Below are 17,166 nucleotides of genomic sequence, written 5' to 3'. Positions count from 1 at the left end.
CCGCTCCGCGCGAGGCCTGGGTGAGGCCAGTCTACCGAGACGGCACGGTGCGGCGGTCGACGCTCAGCGGAAGCGGCGGCCCTCGTCGCGGCGGTAGGCCCACAGCGCGAACGCCGTGAAGAGCACGCCCCAGCCGAGCAGCACGGGGACGGCGTAGGCGCCCGCCGTCTGGTCCGTCACGGCCTGCACGAGCAGGTCGCGGCCGGCGCGGCTCGGCAGGGCCTGCGAGAACGCGTCCAGCCAGCCGGGGAAGATCTCGGGCGGCATGAACAGGCCGCCCGCGAACGCCATGGGGAAGAGGATCACCTGCACGACGGCGATCGCGGCCTTGGCGCTCATCGAGTAGCCGATGCCGATGCCGAGCCCGAGGAACGGCAGCGCGACCGCGATGATCACGCCGGCCGCCGCGAGGAACTGGGTGCCGGTCACTGTCGCGTCGGTGAAGAGCCAGCCGATGAGCAGCAGCGGGATCAGCCCTAGCAGGGCGAAGAACCCGCCCGTGAGCATCCGGCCGATCATGCGCGGCGCGGGCCCGGCGGGCAGCGTGCGGACGTAGGGGTCAAAGGGCAGCGCACGGTCCTCGGCCGCGCCGACGCCGAACGTGAACATGCACGTGGACATGACGGCGAACATCGCGAGCTGCCCGACGGCGGCCGTCGCGGCGGTCGGGTCGCCCGCGACCTCGGGCTGCGGGACGACGAAGAAGAACATCGCGAGCGCCGGGAACATCATGTTCCCGATCACCGCGATGGGCACCCGGACGGTCTCGAGGATCTGGTACCGGGTGTGCAGCACAGCGAGCTGGAGGGTGGTCATCGGGTCGCCTCCGTCGCGGAGCGTTCGGTCAGGGCGAGGAACGCCTCCTCGAGCGAGGCGCTGCGCACCTCGAGGTCGTGGAAGGTGAGGTCGGACCGCACCAGGGCACGCACGAGCTCGTCGGCGTCGGCCACGAGGAGCTGGAACGGCGCCCCGGGCTCGGCCTGCTCGACGCCGACGACGCCGGGCAGCGCCCGCACGCTCGCGGCCTGCGCCCCCGGCAGGGTCACGGTGACGCGGCGCATCGCCACGCGCGCGATCACGGCCGCGAGCGTGTCGTCCGCCAGGACGGTCCCGCGGTCGATCACCACGACCCGCTCCGCGAGCGCCTCGATCTCCTGGAGGTAGTGGCTCGTCAGGAGGACCGTCGCGCCGTCGGCGTGGTAGTCGCGCAGCGCCTGCCACAGGACGTTGCGGCCCTCGACGTCGAGGCCCGTCGTCGGCTCGTCGAGGAGCACGAGGCGCGGCCGCCCGACCATCGCGAGCGCGACCGCGAGCCGGCGCTTCTGCCCGCCCGAGAGGCCACCGGTCTGCCGCCGCGCGAGGTCCGTCAGGCCGAAGCGCTCGAGCACCTCGGCCCGCGTCATGGGTGCCGGGTAGTGGCCGCCCACGAAGTCGATGACCTCCCCGACGGTCAGCGTCGCGGGGAGGCCGGTCTCCTGGGGGGTCGTGCCGAGCTGGGCGCGGTTCTCGGGCCGGCGCGGGTCCCCGCCGAACAGCCGGACCTCGCCCGAGTCGGGCCGGCGGAGCCCGGTCACGAGGCTCAGGAGCGTCGTCTTGCCCGCGCCGTTGGGGCCGAGCAGGCCCACGAGCTCGCCCTGCCGGACGGTGAGGCTCACGTCGTCGAGCGCGACGGTCGACCCGAAGCGTCGGGTCACCCCCGTCGCCTGCACGACGACGGCCTGGTCGGTCGCGTCCATGGGCTCCCCTCGGGCGTGCGTCGCGGCACCTGGTCGTGGGGCCGGCTCGTCGCACACCCTGCCACGCAGACGGGTGCCTGAGCCGCACGTCTCGCGGCCCGGTCGCCACGGCGCGTGCCCGCCGGCGCGGCCCACAGCACCGTCCCGTAGGTTGACCCCGTGCACGACGACGCCCCTGCCGTTGCGACCCCCGCGTCGCGTCGCCGCCTGGGCGCGGAGATCTGGATCGTCCTCGGGCTGTCCCTCGGCAAGTCGGCGCTCTACGCGATCCTGCGCCTGTACGAGCGGTACACGCGCGAGGTCCCGCTCGCGCAGCAGAGCGCGACGCTCAACCCGGCGCAGTCCGAGCGCCCCTACCTGGATCTGACGTACCAGGTCGTCGGGATCGGGTTCGCCCTGGTCCCGGTGGCGCTCGCCCTGTACCTGCTCTCGGACCACGGCCGCAGCGCCGTGCGACGCATCGGGCTCGACGGCAGCCGGATCGGCCGGGACCTGGGCCTCGGCGTCGGGCTCGCCGCGGTCATCGGCATCCCGGGTCTCGGCTTCTACCTGCTCGGCCGCACGCTGGGCCTGAACGTGCAGATCTCGGCGTCGGGCCTCGACCCGTACTGGTGGGCCGTCCCCGTGCTCGTCCTCTCGGCGCTGCAGAACGCACTGCTCGAGGAGGTCGTGGCCGTCGGCTACCTCGTCGAGCGCCTGCTCGAGCGCGGCTGGACCGTCCCGGCCGTCGTCGCGGCGAGCTCGCTGCTGCGCGGTGCGTACCACCTGTACCAGGGCCCCGGCATGGCGGTCGGGAACGTCGTCATGGGCCTCGTGTTCTCGATCTACTACGTGCGGCGACGGCGGGTCATGCCGCTCGTCGTCGCGCACACCGCCCTCGACGTCGTGTCCTTCGTCGGGTACCAGGCGCTGCCGGAGGGCTGGCTCGAGGCGCTCGGCCTGTCCTGAGCCCTGCTCGCGTCCGGCGCCTCATCATCGACTCGGAGCGGTCGATGATGAGGGGAAGAGCACCAGACGAGTACACCGGCTCGAGGACACATGACGACGCGGCACCGGCGCCCTGCGCAGCAGGCGCCCGACGACGACCCCGCGACCATCTCCGTGCCGCGGCGGACCGTCGTCGCCCTGGCGACGGCGGTCAGCGTGGTCGGCGGCTTCCCGGTGCTGCGCTGGCTCGCCGACCGCGACCTCGTCACGGGCTCGCCGTGGGTGCTCGCCCCGCTCCTCCCGCTGATCTTCCTCAGCGGCTCCCAGACCGTGCAGTCGCGCCTTGGCGACGGGCGGCTCGACACCCGCCCCCTGCCGCGCCTGATCATCGCGTTCGGCCTGTTCGCCGCCTACGGCTGGATCGCGGGCTGGAGCATGGTCGTCCCCGCGTCCGGTGTCTTCGTGGCGGTCGTGCACGTGCAGCGGTCCGGCAGCCAGGTGTGGCGCGTGGCCGCCGCGTGCGTGACGGCGTTCACCGTCGCCGGCCAGGTGGGCGTGCACCTCGGCTGGGTGCCCACCGTCGTCGACCCGGTCGTGAGCCACCTCGTCGCGCTCTGGATCCTCGTGCTCGCAGTCATGGGCATCGCCAAGGTGGGCACCTCGGTCGCGGCACGCGAACGCTCGGAGCGGACCCTGGCACGCACGGAGGCCCGCATGCGGGCGCTCATGGACTCTTCGACCGACGTGCTCGCGGTGAGCGACGCCGCGGGGCTTCTGAGCTACGTGAGCCCCGCCGTCGAGCGCAGCATGGGCTACCAGCCCCAGGCGCTCCTCGGGAGGCGTCTGCTCGACCTCGTCGACCCGGAGCAGGTTGGGGTGGTCCGCGAGCGCCTCGACACGGTCGTCGCCGAGGGGCGCGAGGCCCGCACGAGCCTCGACGTCCTCGTCGTCCTCGCGAGCCACGAGCGCCGCTGGTACGAGTGGACCGTCCACAACCTGCTCGAGGACCCGCTCGTCGAGGGCCTCGTCGTCGACCAGCGCGACGTCACCGAGCGCCTGCTGCACCACGAGGCGCTCGCGCACGCCGCCGCGCACGACGACCTCACGGGCCTGCCGAACCGCGCCGAGCTCATGCGCCGGCTGACCGCGGTCCTCCCGGAAGCCGCACCGGGTGCGGCCGTCGCCGTCCTGTTCATCGACCTGGACCACTTCAAGGCCGTCAACGACTCCTACGGCCACGCGACGGGCGACGACCTCCTGGTGGTCGTCGCGCGCCGGCTCGCCGGGTGCCTGCGCGCGCACGACCACCTCGCTCGCCTGGGCGGCGACGAGTTCTGCGCCATCCTCACGGAGGCGCGCGGCGAGGCGGAGGTCGGCTCGATCGTCGCCCGCCTCGAGGCGGCCGTGAGCCGGCCCGTGCAGCTGGGCGAGGTCGTCGTCACGGTCGGGGCCAGCATCGGCGCGGCACTCGCGACCGACGGTCACCACAACCCGGCCGCGCTGTTCGCCGAGGCGGACGCCGCGATGTACCGCACCAAGCGCGCCCGGCGAACCGCACGCGGCGAGGACGAGGTGCTCCCCGAGGACGACCGCCGCCGAGCCTGAAGCGGCGGCTTCAGTGGGTCCGGTAGGCGTCGCGGCGGTGCTCGACCGTCAGCACCGACACCGTCCCGCTCTCATCGTCGATGAGGTACAGGACTCGGTACTCGCCGCGCCGGGCCGAGAACCTGTCGTCCAGCGGTGGGCGGAGCCGCTTGCCGACCCTGTGCGGGTTCGCCGCGAGCGGCCCGCGAGCGAACTCGAAGGCGGCCGCAGCCACAGCTTCGGGAAGACCCTGGGCGAGGGCGCGTCGGGCGGTCGGCGACCAGAGGATGCGGTAGCTCACTCGCGAGGTGGCAGCGCGTCGAGCTCGACGCCCAGCCCGGCGTCCAGGTCCGCCTTCGCCTGCTGCATCTGCGACATCAGGTGCTGGTTCGCGAGGATGTCGAGCGTCTCCTCGAGTGCGTCGAGGTCGTCCGCGGCGACCAGCACGAGCTCACGGCGTCCGTTGCGCGTGATGGAGAGCCGCTCGTGCGTGCTCACGACGTCCTGGGCGTAGGCAGAGAGGTGTGCCTTCGCGTCCGTCAGGGAGGTCTGGCTCATAGACCAGGATTCTAGTCCTCGTCCCCGACATGGCCAAGGGTCGGCGGCGACCAACTGCTTGCCCGCCCGTGACGCGCCGGAGCCCTCACCGCCCGCCGAGCGGCGCGGGCACGCGGGACGCTCGCGGCACGCGCGCACGCGGGGTCTCGCCCTGCACGCCGTGGCCGCGCAGGGCCTCGTCGTAGCGGGCCCGCACCACGCGCGCGAGCCGCGGGTCCGGGCCGAGCGGCGCCGTCACGAGGTCGGCTCCGGCCTCCTGGAGCCGGTCGTGGAAGTAGCCGGGCGCGAGCAGGTAGGACGCGATCACGACCCGCCCGCTCCAGCGCGTCCCGGTGACGGCCGCACGCCGGGCGGCCTCCGCGCGGGCGGCGGCGACGGCGTCGGGCACGCGGGGGTGCGCGGCCGAGCCGTAGCCGACGGTGACCGGGCCGTCCCTGCGCGCGGCGAGCAGGCGCACCACCTCCTCGACCTGCGCCACGGAGCGCGCGTCGCTCGAGCCCGCCGCGGCGAGGACCACGGCGTCGGCGTCGACGGCGCCGGCCTGCGCGAGCCGCGCGTCGAGCAGCTCGACGAGGCGCGGGTCGGGCCCGAGGGGTGCGGCCGCGACCGCACGGGTCCCCCCGACGGCCTGCGCGATGTCGACGTGCACGTGGAAGCCGCCGGACAGGAGGAGCGGCACGACGACCACGGACGGCGCGTCCACGGTCCGGTCACCCAGCGCGTCGGCCACGACCGTCGCGACGCGCGGCTCCTGGACGTCGACGAACGCCTCGCGCACGTCGACGTCCGGCCGCGCCCGCGCGACGTCGGCGAGCAGCGCGTGGATCGTCGCCCGTCCCGCGGGGTCCGCGGTGCCGTGGGAGCACCCGACGAGCACGGGGCGCGGCGCGCTCACCGGGGCACCGTCTCGAGCCGGTAGCCGCGCTTGACGACGGTGCGGATGAGGTCGCGTGACGTCGCCTCGCGCAGGCGGGCGACGGCGACCTCGGCGGCGTGCGGGTCACGCGAGTCGCCCGGGAGCGCCGCCAGGACCTCGCCGCGCCCGACGACGCCACCGCCCGCGTCGGCCAGGAGCCGCAGGACCTCGAGGCCCGTCGGGGAGAGCGCGAGCACGCGGCCGTCGAGGACGGCGGCCCCGCGGTGCACCTGGAGCGGCCCGGCGACGGTCGCGAGCGCGCGTGTGCGCTGGTCGTCGTAGTGCGCGACGAGCGCGCGGACGAGCGAGCCGAGGCGTCCGCGGTCGGGGATCAGGGGCGTGATCCCGGCCTCGACGAGCGGCTTCGCCGTCACGGGCCCGACGGCGGCGGCGAGGAGCCCGCCGTCGGTGAACCGGCGGCGCAACGGGGCGCGGACGTCCGCGTCGTCGGCGGCGGCGAGCCACGCGGCGGCGCCCGGTGCGGACGTGAACACGACCACGTCGACCTCCCCGTCGGCCGCGGACCGCACCGACGCCGCGAGCGCGGCCGGGTCGGGCGGCGGGCCCCAGCGGTACACGACGAGGCTCTGCACGTGCGCGCCGGCGGCGGCGAACGCGGCGTCGAGCCCGTCCGCGCCCGCACCGTGGTGCTGCACGGCGATGCGCATCCCCGCGACGCCCTCGCCGAGGAGGACCTCGGCGATCTCGGCGGACGTCTCGGACTCCGCGACCCAGTCGGCCTGGAGGCCCGCGGCCTGGATCGCCCCGCGGGCCTTGGGTCCCCGCGCGACGATGCGGGCGCGGCCGAGCACGTCGAGCAGCGCGTCGAGGAGCCCGACGGCGTCGGCCGCCTCGGTCCAGCCCCGGAACCCGATGCCGGTGGTGACGACGACGACGTCGGGCGGCTGAGCGATGACCTCGCGCGTGCCCTGGGCGAGGGCGGCGTCGTCGGTGTGGGGCACCATGCTCATCGCCGGCGCGTGGCGGACGGTCGCGCCCCGGCGGGCGAGGGCGGCACCCAGCTCGCCCGAGCGGCGGTCGGCCGTCACGAGCACGACGCACCCGGCCATCGTCTGGCTGATCGGCTCAGCCATCGGGGTCCGCCGCCCGGTCCAGGAGCCCCTCGGCGGCCACGCGGCCCAGCACGATCACGGCGGGGGCGCGCACGCCGACGGCCTCGGCGCGCGCGACGACCTCGGCCAGGGGCGCGCGGGTGACACGCTGCCGCGGGGTCGAGCCGTTCTCGACGATCGCGACCGGGAGCGCGGGGTCCACGCCGTCCGCGAGCGCCTCGGCGACCATCGCGGGCAGCATCGAGACGCCCATGAGGACGACGAGCGTCGCGCCGTCGTGCAGCACCTGCCGCGCCGCGGGCGTCAGGCCCTCGTGGCCCGAGAGCACGTGGAACGACGTCGTGATCCCGCGGTGGGTCAGGGGGATGCCCGCGAGCGCCGGCACGGACATCGCGCTGCTCACGCCCGGCACGACCTCGACGGGCACGCCGGCCTCGTGGCACGCGACGACCTCTTCGCCGCCGCGGCCGAAGACGAACGGGTCCCCGCCCTTGAGCCGCACGACCACCTGCCCGCGCTGCGCCCGCTCGACGAGGATCCGCTCGATCTCGTGCTGCGGCACCGGGTGGTGCCCGGGCGTCTTGCCGACGTGGACCACCTCGACGCCCGCGGCGAGCTCGTCGAGCACCCCGAGGGGGCCCAAGCGGTCCGTGACGACCACGTCGGCCTCCGCGAGCGCGCGCCTGCCCCGCAGGGTCAGCAGGTCCACGTCCCCGGGACCGCCGCCCACGAGGACGACGCGGCCCATGCGTCCGGCCGGTGTCGAGGCGGACCCGCCTCGCCGGGCCCGCAGGTCCGCTCCCCCGGACCGGAGCACCTCGGCGAGCTGGTCACGGACCGTGCGGCTGCGGACGGGGTCGGCCGCACCCGTCGACACGACGCCGACGAGCACCTCGCCCGTCTGCGTCGTCGTGGGCGTGCGCGCGGTGCCGGTCGCGACGTCGCCCGCCGCGACGCACCAGGTGCGCCGCTCCTGCGACCACGCCGCGACGGCGGCGTCCACCGCGCGGTCGCCGGTCGCGGTGTGGACGAGCCACGCGCCGTCGAGGTCGCCCTCGCGCACCTCGCCGCACCGCCAGCGGATGACCCGGTCCTCGGCGAGCTCTGCGAGCTCCTCGCACAGCTGCGGGGCCACGACCAGCACGTCCGCGCCCGCGAGGCGCATGCTGCGCACCCGGCGGGCCGCGACGGGCCCGCCGCCGGCGACGACGACGCGACGCCCGTCGAGCTCGATCCCCAGGAGCGTCGTCACGACGGGCCCCCGACGAGGACGGTGCCGTCGACGACGCTCACGGGCCACGTGCGCAGGTCCGCGCCGTGCCCGTCCACGGGCGTGCGGCCGACCGCGTCGAGGCACGTGCCCGTCGCGAGGTCGAACACCTGCTTGTACATGGGCGACGCGACCGTCGCCGCGGTCCCCCGGGACCCGACGATGCCGCGCGCCAGGACGTACGCGCCGCTGAACGGGTCGAGCTGCTGCACGGCGAGGACCCGGTCGTCGAGGAGCCGGAAGAGCGCGACCTGCTCACCCTCGACGAGGGCTGCGGCCCCGCGCTCGGGCACGAGGTCCTCGAGCCGGCACACGGCCGTCCAGGTGCGGGAGGTCGCCGCGGTCATCGCCGCACCGCCAGGGTCGTCCCGGCGACGAGCACGGGCCTGGCCGCGTCGGCCCGCTCGGCCGGCGTCGCGGGGCGTACCTGCCCGCGCTCGGCGACGTACGCGAGCGACGGGTCGGGCGTCGTCGGCGCGTTGACGAAGGACGCGAACCGCGCGAGCTTGTGCGGGTCCGCGAGCGTGGCCGCCCACTCGTCGGCGTACCCCTCGACGTGGGCGGCCATCGCGGCGTCGAGGTCGGCGGCGATCCCGAGGCTGTCCTCGAGCACGACGGCGCGGACGCCGTCGAGGCCGCCCTCGACCTCCTCGATCCACGGCGCGGTGCGCTGGAGCCGGTCGGCCGTGCGCACGTAGTACATGAGGAAGCGGTCGACGGTCCGGATCAGGGTCGCGGTGTCGAGGTCCTCGGCGAGCAGCTGGGCGTGCCGCGGCGTGAACCCGCCGTTGCCGCCCACGTAGACGTTCCACCCCTTGTCGGTCGCGATGATGCCGACGTCCTTGGCGCGCGCCTCCGCGCACTCGCGTGCGCAGCCAGAGACGCCGAGCTTGAACTTGTGCGGCGCGCGAAGCCCGCGGTAGCGGAGCTCGAGCTCGACGGCGAGCGCCGTGGAGTCCTGGACGCCGAACCGGCACCACGTGGACCCGACGCACGACTTCACGGTGCGCAGCGACTTGCCGTACGCGTGCCCGGACTCGAACCCGGCGTCCACGAGCCGCCGCCAGATGTGCGGGAGCTGCTCGATGCGCGCGCCGAACATGTCGATGCGCTGCCCGCCGGTGATCTTCGTGTAGAGCCCGAAGTCCCGGGCGACCTCGCCGACCGCGATGAGCCCCTCCGGGGTGACCTCGCCGCCGGGCATGCGCGGGACCACGGAGTACGAGCCGTCCTTCTGCAGGTTCGCCATCACGTGGTCGTTGGTGTCCTGAAGCGTCGCGGTCTCGCCGTCCAGGACGTGCCCGACGCCGAGGGACCCGAGGATCGAGGCGACGACGGGCTTGCAGATGTCGCAGCCGCGCGCCGCGGGGTCGAGGCCGGGCCGGCCGTGCTTGGCGAGGATCTCGCTGAACGTGCGCAGCCCCGTGACGCGCACGGCGTCGAAGAGCTGCGCGCGGGACAGCTCGACGTGCTCGCACAGGGCGGTGCTCACGGTGACGCCCGCACGCTCGAGCTCGGTCGTCATGAGCTTCTTCACGAGCGGCAGGCAGGAGCCGCAGCTCGTCCCCGCACGCGTGCACGCCTTGACCCCGGCGAGGTCGGTGCAGCCGTGCTCGGTCACGGCGGCGCGGACCGTGCCCGCGGTGACGTTGTTGCACGAGCAGACCGCGGCGTCGTCGGGCAGCGTGGTCTGGGGTCGTCCGACGGCGCCCGCGCCCTCGGGCAGAAGGTAGGCGCCGGGGTCGCCCTCGAGCCGTCGGCCGAGCATGGGCCGCAGCGACGCGTACGCGGACGCGTCGCCGACGAGGACGCCGCCGAGGAGGGTCGCGGCGTCGTCGGACAGCACGAGCTTGGTGTAGAGGCCGGCGACGGGGTCGGCGTGCACGAGCTCGAGCGCGCCCGGGGTGTGCGCGAACGCGTCGCCGAAGCTCGCGACGTCGACCCCGGAGAGCTTGAGCTTGGTCGCCGTGTCGGCGCCCGGGAACACGGCGGCGCCGCCGAGCAGCCGGTCGACGACGACCTCGGCCATCGCGTACCCGGGTGCGACGAGCCCGATGCAGGCGCCGTCGATGCACGCCACCTCGCCGACGGCCCACACGTGCGGGTCGGCGGTGCGGCACGCCTCGTCGACGACGACGCCGCCGCGCTCGCCGACGGGCAGGTCCGCGGCGCGGGCGAGCTCGTCGCGGGGCCGCACGCCGGTCGCGAGGACCACGACGTCGACGTCGAGCCGTCCGCCGTCCGCGAAGTCCATGCGCCGGGCGTTCCCGTCGCGGCCGGGGCGGATGCGGGTCGTCGACGTGTTGAGCCGGACGGCGACACCCTTGGCGTTGATGAGCCGGCGCAGCGCCTCGCCGCCGCCCTCGTCGACCTGGAGCGGCATCAGGCGCGGGCCGTACTGGATCACGGTGCTCGCGGCGCCGAGGGCCTGGAGCGCGCCGGCCGCCTCGAGGCCGAGCAGACCGCCGCCGACGACGGCGCCCCGGACGGGCCGGGCCCACCGCTCGGCCTGCTGCTGCACCCAGCCGCGCAGGGCCGCGACGTCGTCGACCGTCCGGTACACGAACACGCCGGGCAGGTCGGCGCCGTCGATGGGTGGCACGGCGGCCGACGAGCCGGTCGCGAGCACGAGCGCGTCGTAGTGGTCGGTCGTGACGTGGCCGGTGTCGTTGCGGTGGGCCGTGACCGTGCGCGCGGCCCGGTCGACGGCCGTGACGCGCGTGTCGCGGTGCAGGTCGACGAGCGGGTCGGCCCACAGCTCGGGCGAGCCGAGCGCGAGGTCGGCGGGGTCGCGGCCGGAGAAGTAGCTCGTGAGCGCGACCCTGTCGTACGGCGCGCGGGGCTCCTCGGCGTAGACGGTCACGCGCCAGGTCCCGGCGGGGTCGCGGTCCCGCAGCGCCTCGACGAGCCGGTGGGCGACCATGCCGCCACCGACCACCACGAGGTGCTTGGTCACCGGTTCCCCCTCCTGCCGGGCGCCGAGGGCGCCGGTGCCCGGAGCGGGCACCGGATCGACCTCGGGGTCACGACGGTAGGCAGCGCGGGTTTCCCCGGTGGTCTCCGTGTGTTTCGGCTCTGTCACGCCGTCGATCAGGTCGTCACCCATGGCTGGCCTCCCGCCGCGACCCGGACGGGCCGTGGAGGTCGACGCTAGGAACCCGGTGTTTCGACGGCGGGTGCCGTGTGATTACGCGCGCGCAACCTTTCCCGCACACCGGCGGGGGAGCCGGTGTGAGAACCGCGGCCCACGAACGCCGACGGCCGGATTCCCCCGGACGGACCGGTACACGCGGACAAACCATCCCGGGCGGGCGGGCCCACCGCCCTAGACTCGCGACCATGTCCAGCCTGCCCCGCCAAGGCCTGTCCGGCCTCGGCCGACGAGGCAGCCCCCACACCGAGCACGGCGTGCGGATCGTGGACACGCCCGCGGTCCGCGTGCACCACCCCGCCGACCTCCTCGGCGTCGTGCTCTCCGCGCTCGGCATCGCCGCCGTCCTCGCGCTCGCCGTGTACGCCCAGGGGACCACCACGGGCGTGACCGAGGACGTCGAGCGCTTCGAGACCGTCGTCCAGCGCATCGTGTTCATCCCCGCCGCGGTCCTCGAGGGCATCATCACGTTCATCGCCCCGGTCGCCGTGCTGTCCGAGCTCGTCTGGCGCCGCCTGATGCGGCACGCCGTCGAGGCCGCCGCGGCCGCCGTCGTCGCGGTCCTCGTCGCGCTCCTGACCGCCTGGCTCCTCACCGAGCTCGCGGTACCCGAGCTGCGCCTGCCGTTCACCGTGTGGAACCGCAGCCGCGGCGAGTCGCTCGTCACCATCCCCGCGCTGCTCACCGGCACCGCGGCGCTCCTCACCGTCGCCGGCAGCCGCGGCCGCCGCCGCACGCTCGGCTGGTCGTGGAACCTCCTGTGGCTGGGCCTCGGCGTCGCGCTCATCACCGGCCTCATCACCCTCCCGGGCGCCCTCATGACCGTGCTGCTCGGCCGCCTCGTCGGGCAGGCCGTGCGGTACGTCTCCGGCGTCCAGAGCGAGCGCGCCTACGGCTCCGCGCTCGTCGACGGCATCCGCCGCACCGGGTTCGCCCCGGCACGCCTCGTCCGCGTCCGCGACGTCGCCGCCGACCACCCCCAGGGCGACGAGGCGCTCGCCATGGACCTCGCCGCCGTCGCGATCACCCGCTACGGCGACAACCGCGTCTACGCGATGACCACGACCGAGGGCGAGCGGCTCGACGTCGTCGTGCTCGACGGCGACCGGCAGGTCGTCGGCACGCTCGCCCGGTTCTGGCGTTCCCTGCGCCTGCGCGGGATCGACGGGCGCGGCGTCGTCTCGCTGCGCCAGGCGGCCGAGCGCGCGGCGCTCCTCGCGTACGCCGCATGGTCCGCCGGGGTGCGCACGCCCCGGCTCCTCGCCCTCGCCGAGGCCGAGGACTCGATGATCCTCGTCCAGCAGCACGCCCACGGCGCCGTCCCCCTGCGTGACGTCCCCGCGGAGCAGGTCACCGACGAGGTGCTCGACGCCGTCTGGGAGCAGCTGCGGATCGCCCACCAGGCGGGCCTCGCGCACCGCGCCCTCACGTCCGACGTCGTGCTCATCGACCTCGAGCCGACCGCGAGCGCCGACGCCGCCGAGGGCGCGCTCCGCACGGACAGCAGCCTCCACGTCGACGACGCGGCGCAGCCCGACGACGCGGCCACCGGCGCACCCCGCACCACCGGGCCGGTCGCGCTGCTCACCGGCTGGGAGCAGGGCGACGTCGCGTCCTCCGAGCTCGCGCGCCGCATGGACGTCAGCCAGCTGCTCGCCGTGCTCGCCCTGCACGTCGGCGCCGAGCGGGCCGTCGAGTCCGCGGCCCGCGTGCTCTCGGACACCGAGCTCGCGAACATCGGGCCGCTCCTGCAGACCATCGCGATGCCCCGGGCCACACGCGACCAGGCGCGTCAGCACAGCGGCGTGCTCGCCGAGGTCCGTGAGGCGCTCCTCGCCCGCCTCCCCGAGGCCGACGTCGAGCCCGAGCGCCTCGTGCGCTTCGGTGCGCGGACCGTCCTCACGGTCGCGCTCGCCATCGGCGCGACCGTCGCGATCCTCACGACGCTCAACATCGACGACATCCGCACGGCCCTCTCCGAGGCGCAGTTCGGGTGGGCGCTCGTCGCCTTCGCGCTCGGCATGGTCACGTTCCTCGGGTCCGCCCTCGCGCTCGTGGCGTTCTCACCCGTCAAGCTCCCGCTGTGGCGCGCGACGCTCGTCCAGTGCGCTGCGGCGTTCGTCGCGCTCGCCGCGCCGGCGGGCGTCGGGCCCGCGGCGCTCAACCTGCGCATGCTCACCAGGCGCGGCGTGAGCAGCACGCTCGCCGTCGCGTCGGTCGGCCTCGTCCAGGTGTCGCAGTTCATCACCACGCTCCTGCTGCTCCTCGTGCTCTCGCTCGCGAGCGGCAAGCCCATGCAGATGCCGTCGACGGCGGTGCTCGTCGCGATCGCGATCGCCGCCATCACCATCGGCGCCGCGATGCTCGTGCCGCCCGTGCGGCAGTGGGTCGGCTCCAAGACGCTCCCCCTGTGGCGCCAGACGTGGCCGCGCCTCGTGCAGATGCTCAGCCAGCCGCGCCGGTTCGCCGTCGCGGCGGGCGGCAACCTGCTCATGACGCTCGGGTACCTCGGCGCGTTCCAGGCGAGCCTCGCCGCGTTCGGTCGGCCGCTGTCCCTCATCGACCTCGCGATCATCTACCTCATCGGCAACGCGGCCGGGGCCGTCGTGCCCATGCCGGGCGGCCTCGGGTCCGTCGAGCTCGCGCTCATCGCGGGGCTCTCGGGCGCCGGTGGCGTGCCGGCGGGCATCGCGACGTCGGTCGTGGTGCTCTTCCGCTCGCTCACGTTCTGGGCCCGCGTGCCCTTCGGCTGGGTGTCGATGCGGATGCTCCAACGCACGGGTGAGCTGTAGGCACGTGCCGGCCCGGCGTCTACCGTGACGCCATGGTCACCGAGCACCAGGTCACCGAGCACCACGTCACCACGCCCGACGGCCGGGTCCTGCACGCCTTCGACACGGGACCGCGCACCGACGCCCGGCTCACCGTCGTGTGGCACCACGGGTCACCGCACACGGGCACGCCGCTGCCCCCGCTGCTCGACGCCGCGCGCAGCCGCGACATCCGGCTCGTGACCTACGCGCGGCCGGGCTACGGCGGGTCCACCCGTCGGCCGGGCCGTGACGTCGCGTCGGCGGCGGACGACGTCGTGCACGTCGCTCGGTACCTGGGTGTCGACCGGTTCGCGACCATGGGCGCCTCGGGTGGCGGGCCGCACGCGCTGGCGTGCGCCGCGCTCGGCCCCGGCCTGGTCGCGGGCGCCGTGAGCCTCGCCGGCCTCGCCCCCTTCACGAGCGCCTTCGACTGGTTCGCGGGCATGGCCGACCCCGGCGCCCTGCGATCGGCGACCGCCGGCCGGGACGCCCGCACGGCGTTCGCCGAGACCGAGGAGTTCGACCCGGCGTCGTTCACCGCGGCCGACTGGGCGGCGCTCGAGGGCGACTGGTCGTCGCTCGGCCAGGACGCGGGGCGCGCGACCCAGGCCGGGCCCGACGGGCTGGTCGACGACGACTGCGCCTTCGTGACGCCGTGGGGCTTCGACCCGGCCGCCGTGACGGTCCCCGTGCTCCTGGTGCACGGGGGCGAGGACCGCGTGGTGCCCGCGAGCCACGGCGAGCGGCTCGCACGCACCGTCCCGGGCGCCGAGATCTGGCGGCAGCCGCACGACGGTCACGTCTCGGTCCTGGCCCGGTGCGGCGACGCCCTGGACTGGCTCCTGGCGTCCGCGGCACCCGCCGCCTGACCGGGGCGCGCGTGTCGGCCCGTCCACCGGGAGGCGGTCGGCGCCCTAGGGTCGAGTCCATGGCCGCGACCCCGCTCATCCACGCCAAGGGCCTCACCGTCGGGTACACGAGCGAGGCCGTGTGCGCGCCCGTGTCGCTGACGCTCCGCCCGGGGGAGGTCCTCGCCCTCGTCGGCCCCAACGGCGCCGGCAAGTCGACGGTCCTGCGCGCGGTGCTCGGCCTGCTCGAGCCGCTCGAGGGGACCCTCCGGGTCTTCGGCGAGGAGGTCGACGAGCGGTCGGCCGACTTCCGGGCCCGCGTCGCGGGGGTCCTCGACGACGACGCGTGGTTCCCGGGGCTCACCACGCGCGAGCACCTCCTGCTCACGGCCGCCGGTCACGGCGTCACGAACACGACGACGACGGTCGACGCGATGCTCGAGACCTTCGGCCTGACAGAGCAGCAGCACGTGCTGCCCTCCGCCCTGTCGTCGGGCCAGCGCCGGCGCCTCCTGCTGGCCGCCGCGTTCGTGCGGCCCCGCGACCTGCTCGTCCTCGACGAGCCCGAGCAGCGCCTCGACAGCGCGATGCGGGCCTCGCTCGCCGACCTGCTGCGGGCCGAGGCCGCCGCGGGCACGAGCGTGCTCCTCGCGACCCACGACCCGGGGCTGCTCACCGCTCTCGGCGCCGACGCCGTCGTCATCGACGACGACAGGTGCCGGCGGCTGCGCACGGCCGAGGCCGTCGCGGTGATGACCGCATGACCCTCCAGCACGACGCCGAGCGGATCCCCACGGGCCGGCAGGTCAGGCACCTCACCGACGGCATCCAGAACGCGCGCGCGGGCCGCGGCCTCGGCTCGGTGCTCTCCGACGTCTGGTACGCGGTCGTCACCGTCGGCCTGTGCACGGCGTTCGTCACCGGTATCGCCCAGAGCCTTCGGGACGCGGCGCCCGACGCGGGCGAGACCACGGTGGCGCTGACCGGCGAGCTCCCGGGTGCCCTCGTCGCGATGGCCGCCCTCGGCGCCCTGCTCAGCCTCGCGGGGCGGCTCGGGCCCGTCGGCCTCGGCGGGGGCGGCGCCGCGTGGTGGCTGCCGATGCCGATCGACCGCCGGGGCCTGCTGCGCCCGACCGTCGTGCGCTGGCCGCTCGTCGCCGCCGCGACCGGCCTCGTGCTGGTCCCGCTGCTCGTGACGATGGTCGGTGGGACCGGCTCCGTCGGGCTGGTGCTCCGGTGGGCGGCGTTCGGCGCCGCCGTGTTCGGTGCCGCGGTCGCCGGTGCGGAGGTCGCGCAGGTGCACCCACGCGGCAGCCGATGGGTCGCGGCGGCCGGCGAGGCACTTCTGCTCGTCACCGCGCTCGCCTTCGCGGCGATCGCGCTCCTCGGGCTGGCGACCGACGGCTGGGCGCTGGGTGCCGGGTGGTGGGCGGCCGTCCCCCTGGTCCTGCTCGCCGTCGCCGGGACGGTCGTCGCCGAGCGGCGGACCCCGGAGCTGAGCGGTGCCCGGCTCCGCGCCCAGGGCTCGCTCGGCGACCGCGCCCAGGTCGCCGTGCTCTCGCTCGACCTGCGCGAGCTGGGCCACGCGCTGAGCGCCTCGACCGGCCGCGCACGACGCAGGTCGGTCCGTCTGCGCGCCGGGGGCCCGCGCCGGGCGATCGTGCTCGCCGACCTGATGCTCCTCGTGCGGTCACCGCGCCCGCTCGTGCAGATCGTCGTCGCGACGCTCTTCGCGGTCGCCGCCGGGAAGGTCGCCCTGACGAGCGGGGGCCTGGCGCTCTACGGTGTGTGGCTGCTCACCGGCTTCTGGGCCGCGAGCTCCGCCGCCGGCGGCGCGCGCCAGGCCGACATGGCGCCGGTGCTCGACCGCCTCCTGCCGCTCTCGGCGCGCGACGCGAGGCTCGTGCGCGGCGTCGTGCCCCTCCTCGCCGCAGTGGTCTGGGCGGTGCCGACCTTCGCGGTGCACGCCTCGCGGACGGGCGAGACGGGCTGGCTGCTCGTGGCGCCCGCGTGGGCGCTCGTCGTCGCCGCGGCCGCGGTGCGCGCGGCGTACCGCCCGGCGCCGCGGTGGACCGCGTCGACCGTGTCGAGCCCCATGGGCGGGGTTCCGCCGACCGGGGGCATGTTCAAGGGCCTCGACGTCGCGCTCGTGGGGACGCTGCCGACGGCCGTCGCGGCGTTCCTCGGGGGCATGCCCGACGCGCTGCCGAACATCCAGCACCTGTGGGCGCTGACCGTGGCAGCCGTCCTCGCGGCGGCCTCCGGTCGCCGACGCAAGCGCACCTGACCG

Annotated in this window: 15 protein-coding genes; 6 read left to right on the top strand and 9 right to left on the bottom strand. The window is 75.6% G+C overall.

Annotated elements, in window-relative coordinates; translation table 11 throughout:
* Positions 1-63: 63 nt before the first annotated feature.
* Entirely contained in the window at positions 64-816 is a 753-nt protein-coding gene (locus FZ988_RS07950) for an ABC transporter permease (protein ID WP_149203466.1), read from the bottom strand.
* On the bottom strand, positions 813-1,736 hold the full coding sequence (locus tag FZ988_RS07945; protein WP_149203465.1) for an ABC transporter ATP-binding protein: 924 nt from the start codon (positions 1,734-1,736) through the stop codon (positions 813-815). The genes FZ988_RS07950 and FZ988_RS07945 overlap by 4 nt, the downstream gene beginning before the upstream one ends.
* A gap of 159 nt (positions 1,737-1,895) precedes the next feature.
* On the opposite strand from FZ988_RS07945, the gene FZ988_RS07940 reads away from it, so the two are divergent.
* Together FZ988_RS07940 and FZ988_RS19145 are read left to right on the top strand one after the other, a co-directional pair.
* Positions 1,896-2,684, top strand: a complete 789-nt coding sequence (locus FZ988_RS07940) for a CPBP family intramembrane glutamic endopeptidase (RefSeq protein ID WP_149203464.1) — start codon at positions 1,896-1,898, stop codon at positions 2,682-2,684.
* Positions 2,685-2,774: 90 nt separating this feature from the next.
* Positions 2,775-4,268, top strand: coding sequence for a diguanylate cyclase domain-containing protein (locus FZ988_RS19145; protein WP_149203463.1), 1,494 nt, complete (start codon positions 2,775-2,777; stop codon positions 4,266-4,268).
* 10 nt (positions 4,269-4,278) lie between these two features.
* On the opposite strand, the gene FZ988_RS07930 is transcribed toward FZ988_RS19145, so the two are convergent.
* The 7 genes from FZ988_RS07930 to nirB form a co-directional block, all read right to left on the bottom strand.
* Positions 4,279-4,548 carry a type II toxin-antitoxin system RelE family toxin gene (locus FZ988_RS07930; protein WP_149203462.1) on the bottom strand — a complete coding sequence of 90 codons (270 nt, stop codon included), beginning with the start codon at positions 4,546-4,548 and terminating at the stop codon, positions 4,279-4,281.
* Positions 4,545-4,805 carry a type II toxin-antitoxin system Phd/YefM family antitoxin gene (locus FZ988_RS07925; RefSeq protein ID WP_149203461.1) on the bottom strand — a complete coding sequence of 87 codons (261 nt, stop codon included), beginning with the start codon at positions 4,803-4,805 and terminating at the stop codon, positions 4,545-4,547. Before FZ988_RS07925 ends, FZ988_RS07930 begins: the two co-directional genes overlap by 4 nt.
* 85 nt (positions 4,806-4,890) lie before the next feature.
* Positions 4,891-5,700: a sirohydrochlorin chelatase gene (locus FZ988_RS07920; protein WP_246169314.1), complete on the bottom strand. Its 810-nt coding sequence runs from the start codon at positions 5,698-5,700 to the stop codon at positions 4,891-4,893.
* Positions 5,697-6,815 (bottom strand): uroporphyrinogen-III synthase, encoded by a 1,119-nt coding sequence (locus FZ988_RS07915; RefSeq protein ID WP_149203460.1) that lies wholly within the window; start codon positions 6,813-6,815, stop codon positions 5,697-5,699. Before FZ988_RS07915 ends, FZ988_RS07920 begins: the two co-directional genes overlap by 4 nt.
* On the bottom strand, positions 6,808-8,046 hold the full coding sequence (gene cobA, locus FZ988_RS07910; protein ID WP_149203459.1) for a uroporphyrinogen-III C-methyltransferase: 1,239 nt from the start codon (positions 8,044-8,046) through the stop codon (positions 6,808-6,810). The genes FZ988_RS07915 and cobA overlap by 8 nt, the downstream gene beginning before the upstream one ends.
* Entirely contained in the window at positions 8,043-8,411 is a 369-nt protein-coding gene (gene nirD / locus FZ988_RS07905; RefSeq protein WP_149203458.1) for a nitrite reductase small subunit NirD, read from the bottom strand. Before nirD ends, cobA begins: the two co-directional genes overlap by 4 nt.
* A complete protein-coding gene (gene nirB / locus FZ988_RS07900; RefSeq protein ID WP_281287172.1) occupies positions 8,408-10,987 on the bottom strand; it encodes a nitrite reductase large subunit NirB in 2,580 nt (859 codons plus the stop codon). Before nirB ends, nirD begins: the two co-directional genes overlap by 4 nt.
* Before the next feature lie 416 nt (positions 10,988-11,403).
* On the opposite strand from nirB, the gene FZ988_RS07895 reads away from it, so the two are divergent.
* The 4 genes from FZ988_RS07895 to FZ988_RS07880 are packed head-to-tail and all read left to right on the top strand — an operon-like array spanning position 11,404 to position 17,163.
* Positions 11,404-14,007: a lysylphosphatidylglycerol synthase transmembrane domain-containing protein gene (locus FZ988_RS07895; protein WP_149203456.1), complete on the top strand. Its 2,604-nt coding sequence runs from the start codon at positions 11,404-11,406 to the stop codon at positions 14,005-14,007.
* A gap of 32 nt (positions 14,008-14,039) precedes the next feature.
* Entirely contained in the window at positions 14,040-14,897 is an 858-nt protein-coding gene (locus FZ988_RS07890; RefSeq protein WP_149203455.1) for an alpha/beta fold hydrolase, read from the top strand.
* A gap of 59 nt (positions 14,898-14,956) precedes the next feature.
* Positions 14,957-15,640, top strand: a complete 684-nt coding sequence (locus FZ988_RS07885; RefSeq protein ID WP_149203454.1) for an ABC transporter ATP-binding protein — start codon at positions 14,957-14,959, stop codon at positions 15,638-15,640.
* Positions 15,637-17,163 carry a DUF6297 family protein gene (locus FZ988_RS07880; RefSeq protein ID WP_149203453.1) on the top strand — a complete coding sequence of 509 codons (1,527 nt, stop codon included), beginning with the start codon at positions 15,637-15,639 and terminating at the stop codon, positions 17,161-17,163. Before FZ988_RS07885 ends, FZ988_RS07880 begins: the two co-directional genes overlap by 4 nt.
* Positions 17,164-17,166 lie beyond the last annotated feature (3 nt).

This window comes from Actinotalea subterranea, from assembly GCF_008364845.1.
Lineage (GTDB): Bacteria > Actinomycetota > Actinomycetes > Actinomycetales > Cellulomonadaceae > Actinotalea > Actinotalea subterranea.
This window is presented reverse-complemented; position numbering and strand designations above follow the sequence as displayed.

Coding starts and splice junctions, on each gene's coding strand:
- FZ988_RS07880 (WP_149203453.1), top strand. CDS start 15,637: ATGACCCTCCAGCACGACGCCGAGCGGATCCCCACGGGCCGGCAGGTC.
- FZ988_RS07950 (WP_149203466.1), bottom strand. CDS start 816: ATGACCACCCTCCAGCTCGCTGTGCTGCACACCCGGTACCAGATCCTC.
- FZ988_RS07925 (WP_149203461.1), bottom strand. CDS start 4,805: ATGAGCCAGACCTCCCTGACGGACGCGAAGGCACACCTCTCTGCCTAC.
- FZ988_RS07895 (WP_149203456.1), top strand. CDS start 11,404: ATGTCCAGCCTGCCCCGCCAAGGCCTGTCCGGCCTCGGCCGACGAGGC.
- FZ988_RS07890 (WP_149203455.1), top strand. CDS start 14,040: ATGGTCACCGAGCACCAGGTCACCGAGCACCACGTCACCACGCCCGAC.
- nirD (WP_149203458.1), bottom strand. CDS start 8,411: ATGACCGCGGCGACCTCCCGCACCTGGACGGCCGTGTGCCGGCTCGAG.
- FZ988_RS07945 (WP_149203465.1), bottom strand. CDS start 1,736: ATGGACGCGACCGACCAGGCCGTCGTCGTGCAGGCGACGGGGGTGACC.
- FZ988_RS07915 (WP_149203460.1), bottom strand. CDS start 6,815: ATGGCTGAGCCGATCAGCCAGACGATGGCCGGGTGCGTCGTGCTCGTG.
- FZ988_RS07885 (WP_149203454.1), top strand. CDS start 14,957: ATGGCCGCGACCCCGCTCATCCACGCCAAGGGCCTCACCGTCGGGTAC.
- FZ988_RS19145 (WP_149203463.1), top strand. CDS start 2,775: ATGACGACGCGGCACCGGCGCCCTGCGCAGCAGGCGCCCGACGACGAC.
- nirB (WP_281287172.1), bottom strand. CDS start 10,987: ATGGTCGCCCACCGGCTCGTCGAGGCGCTGCGGGACCGCGACCCCGCC.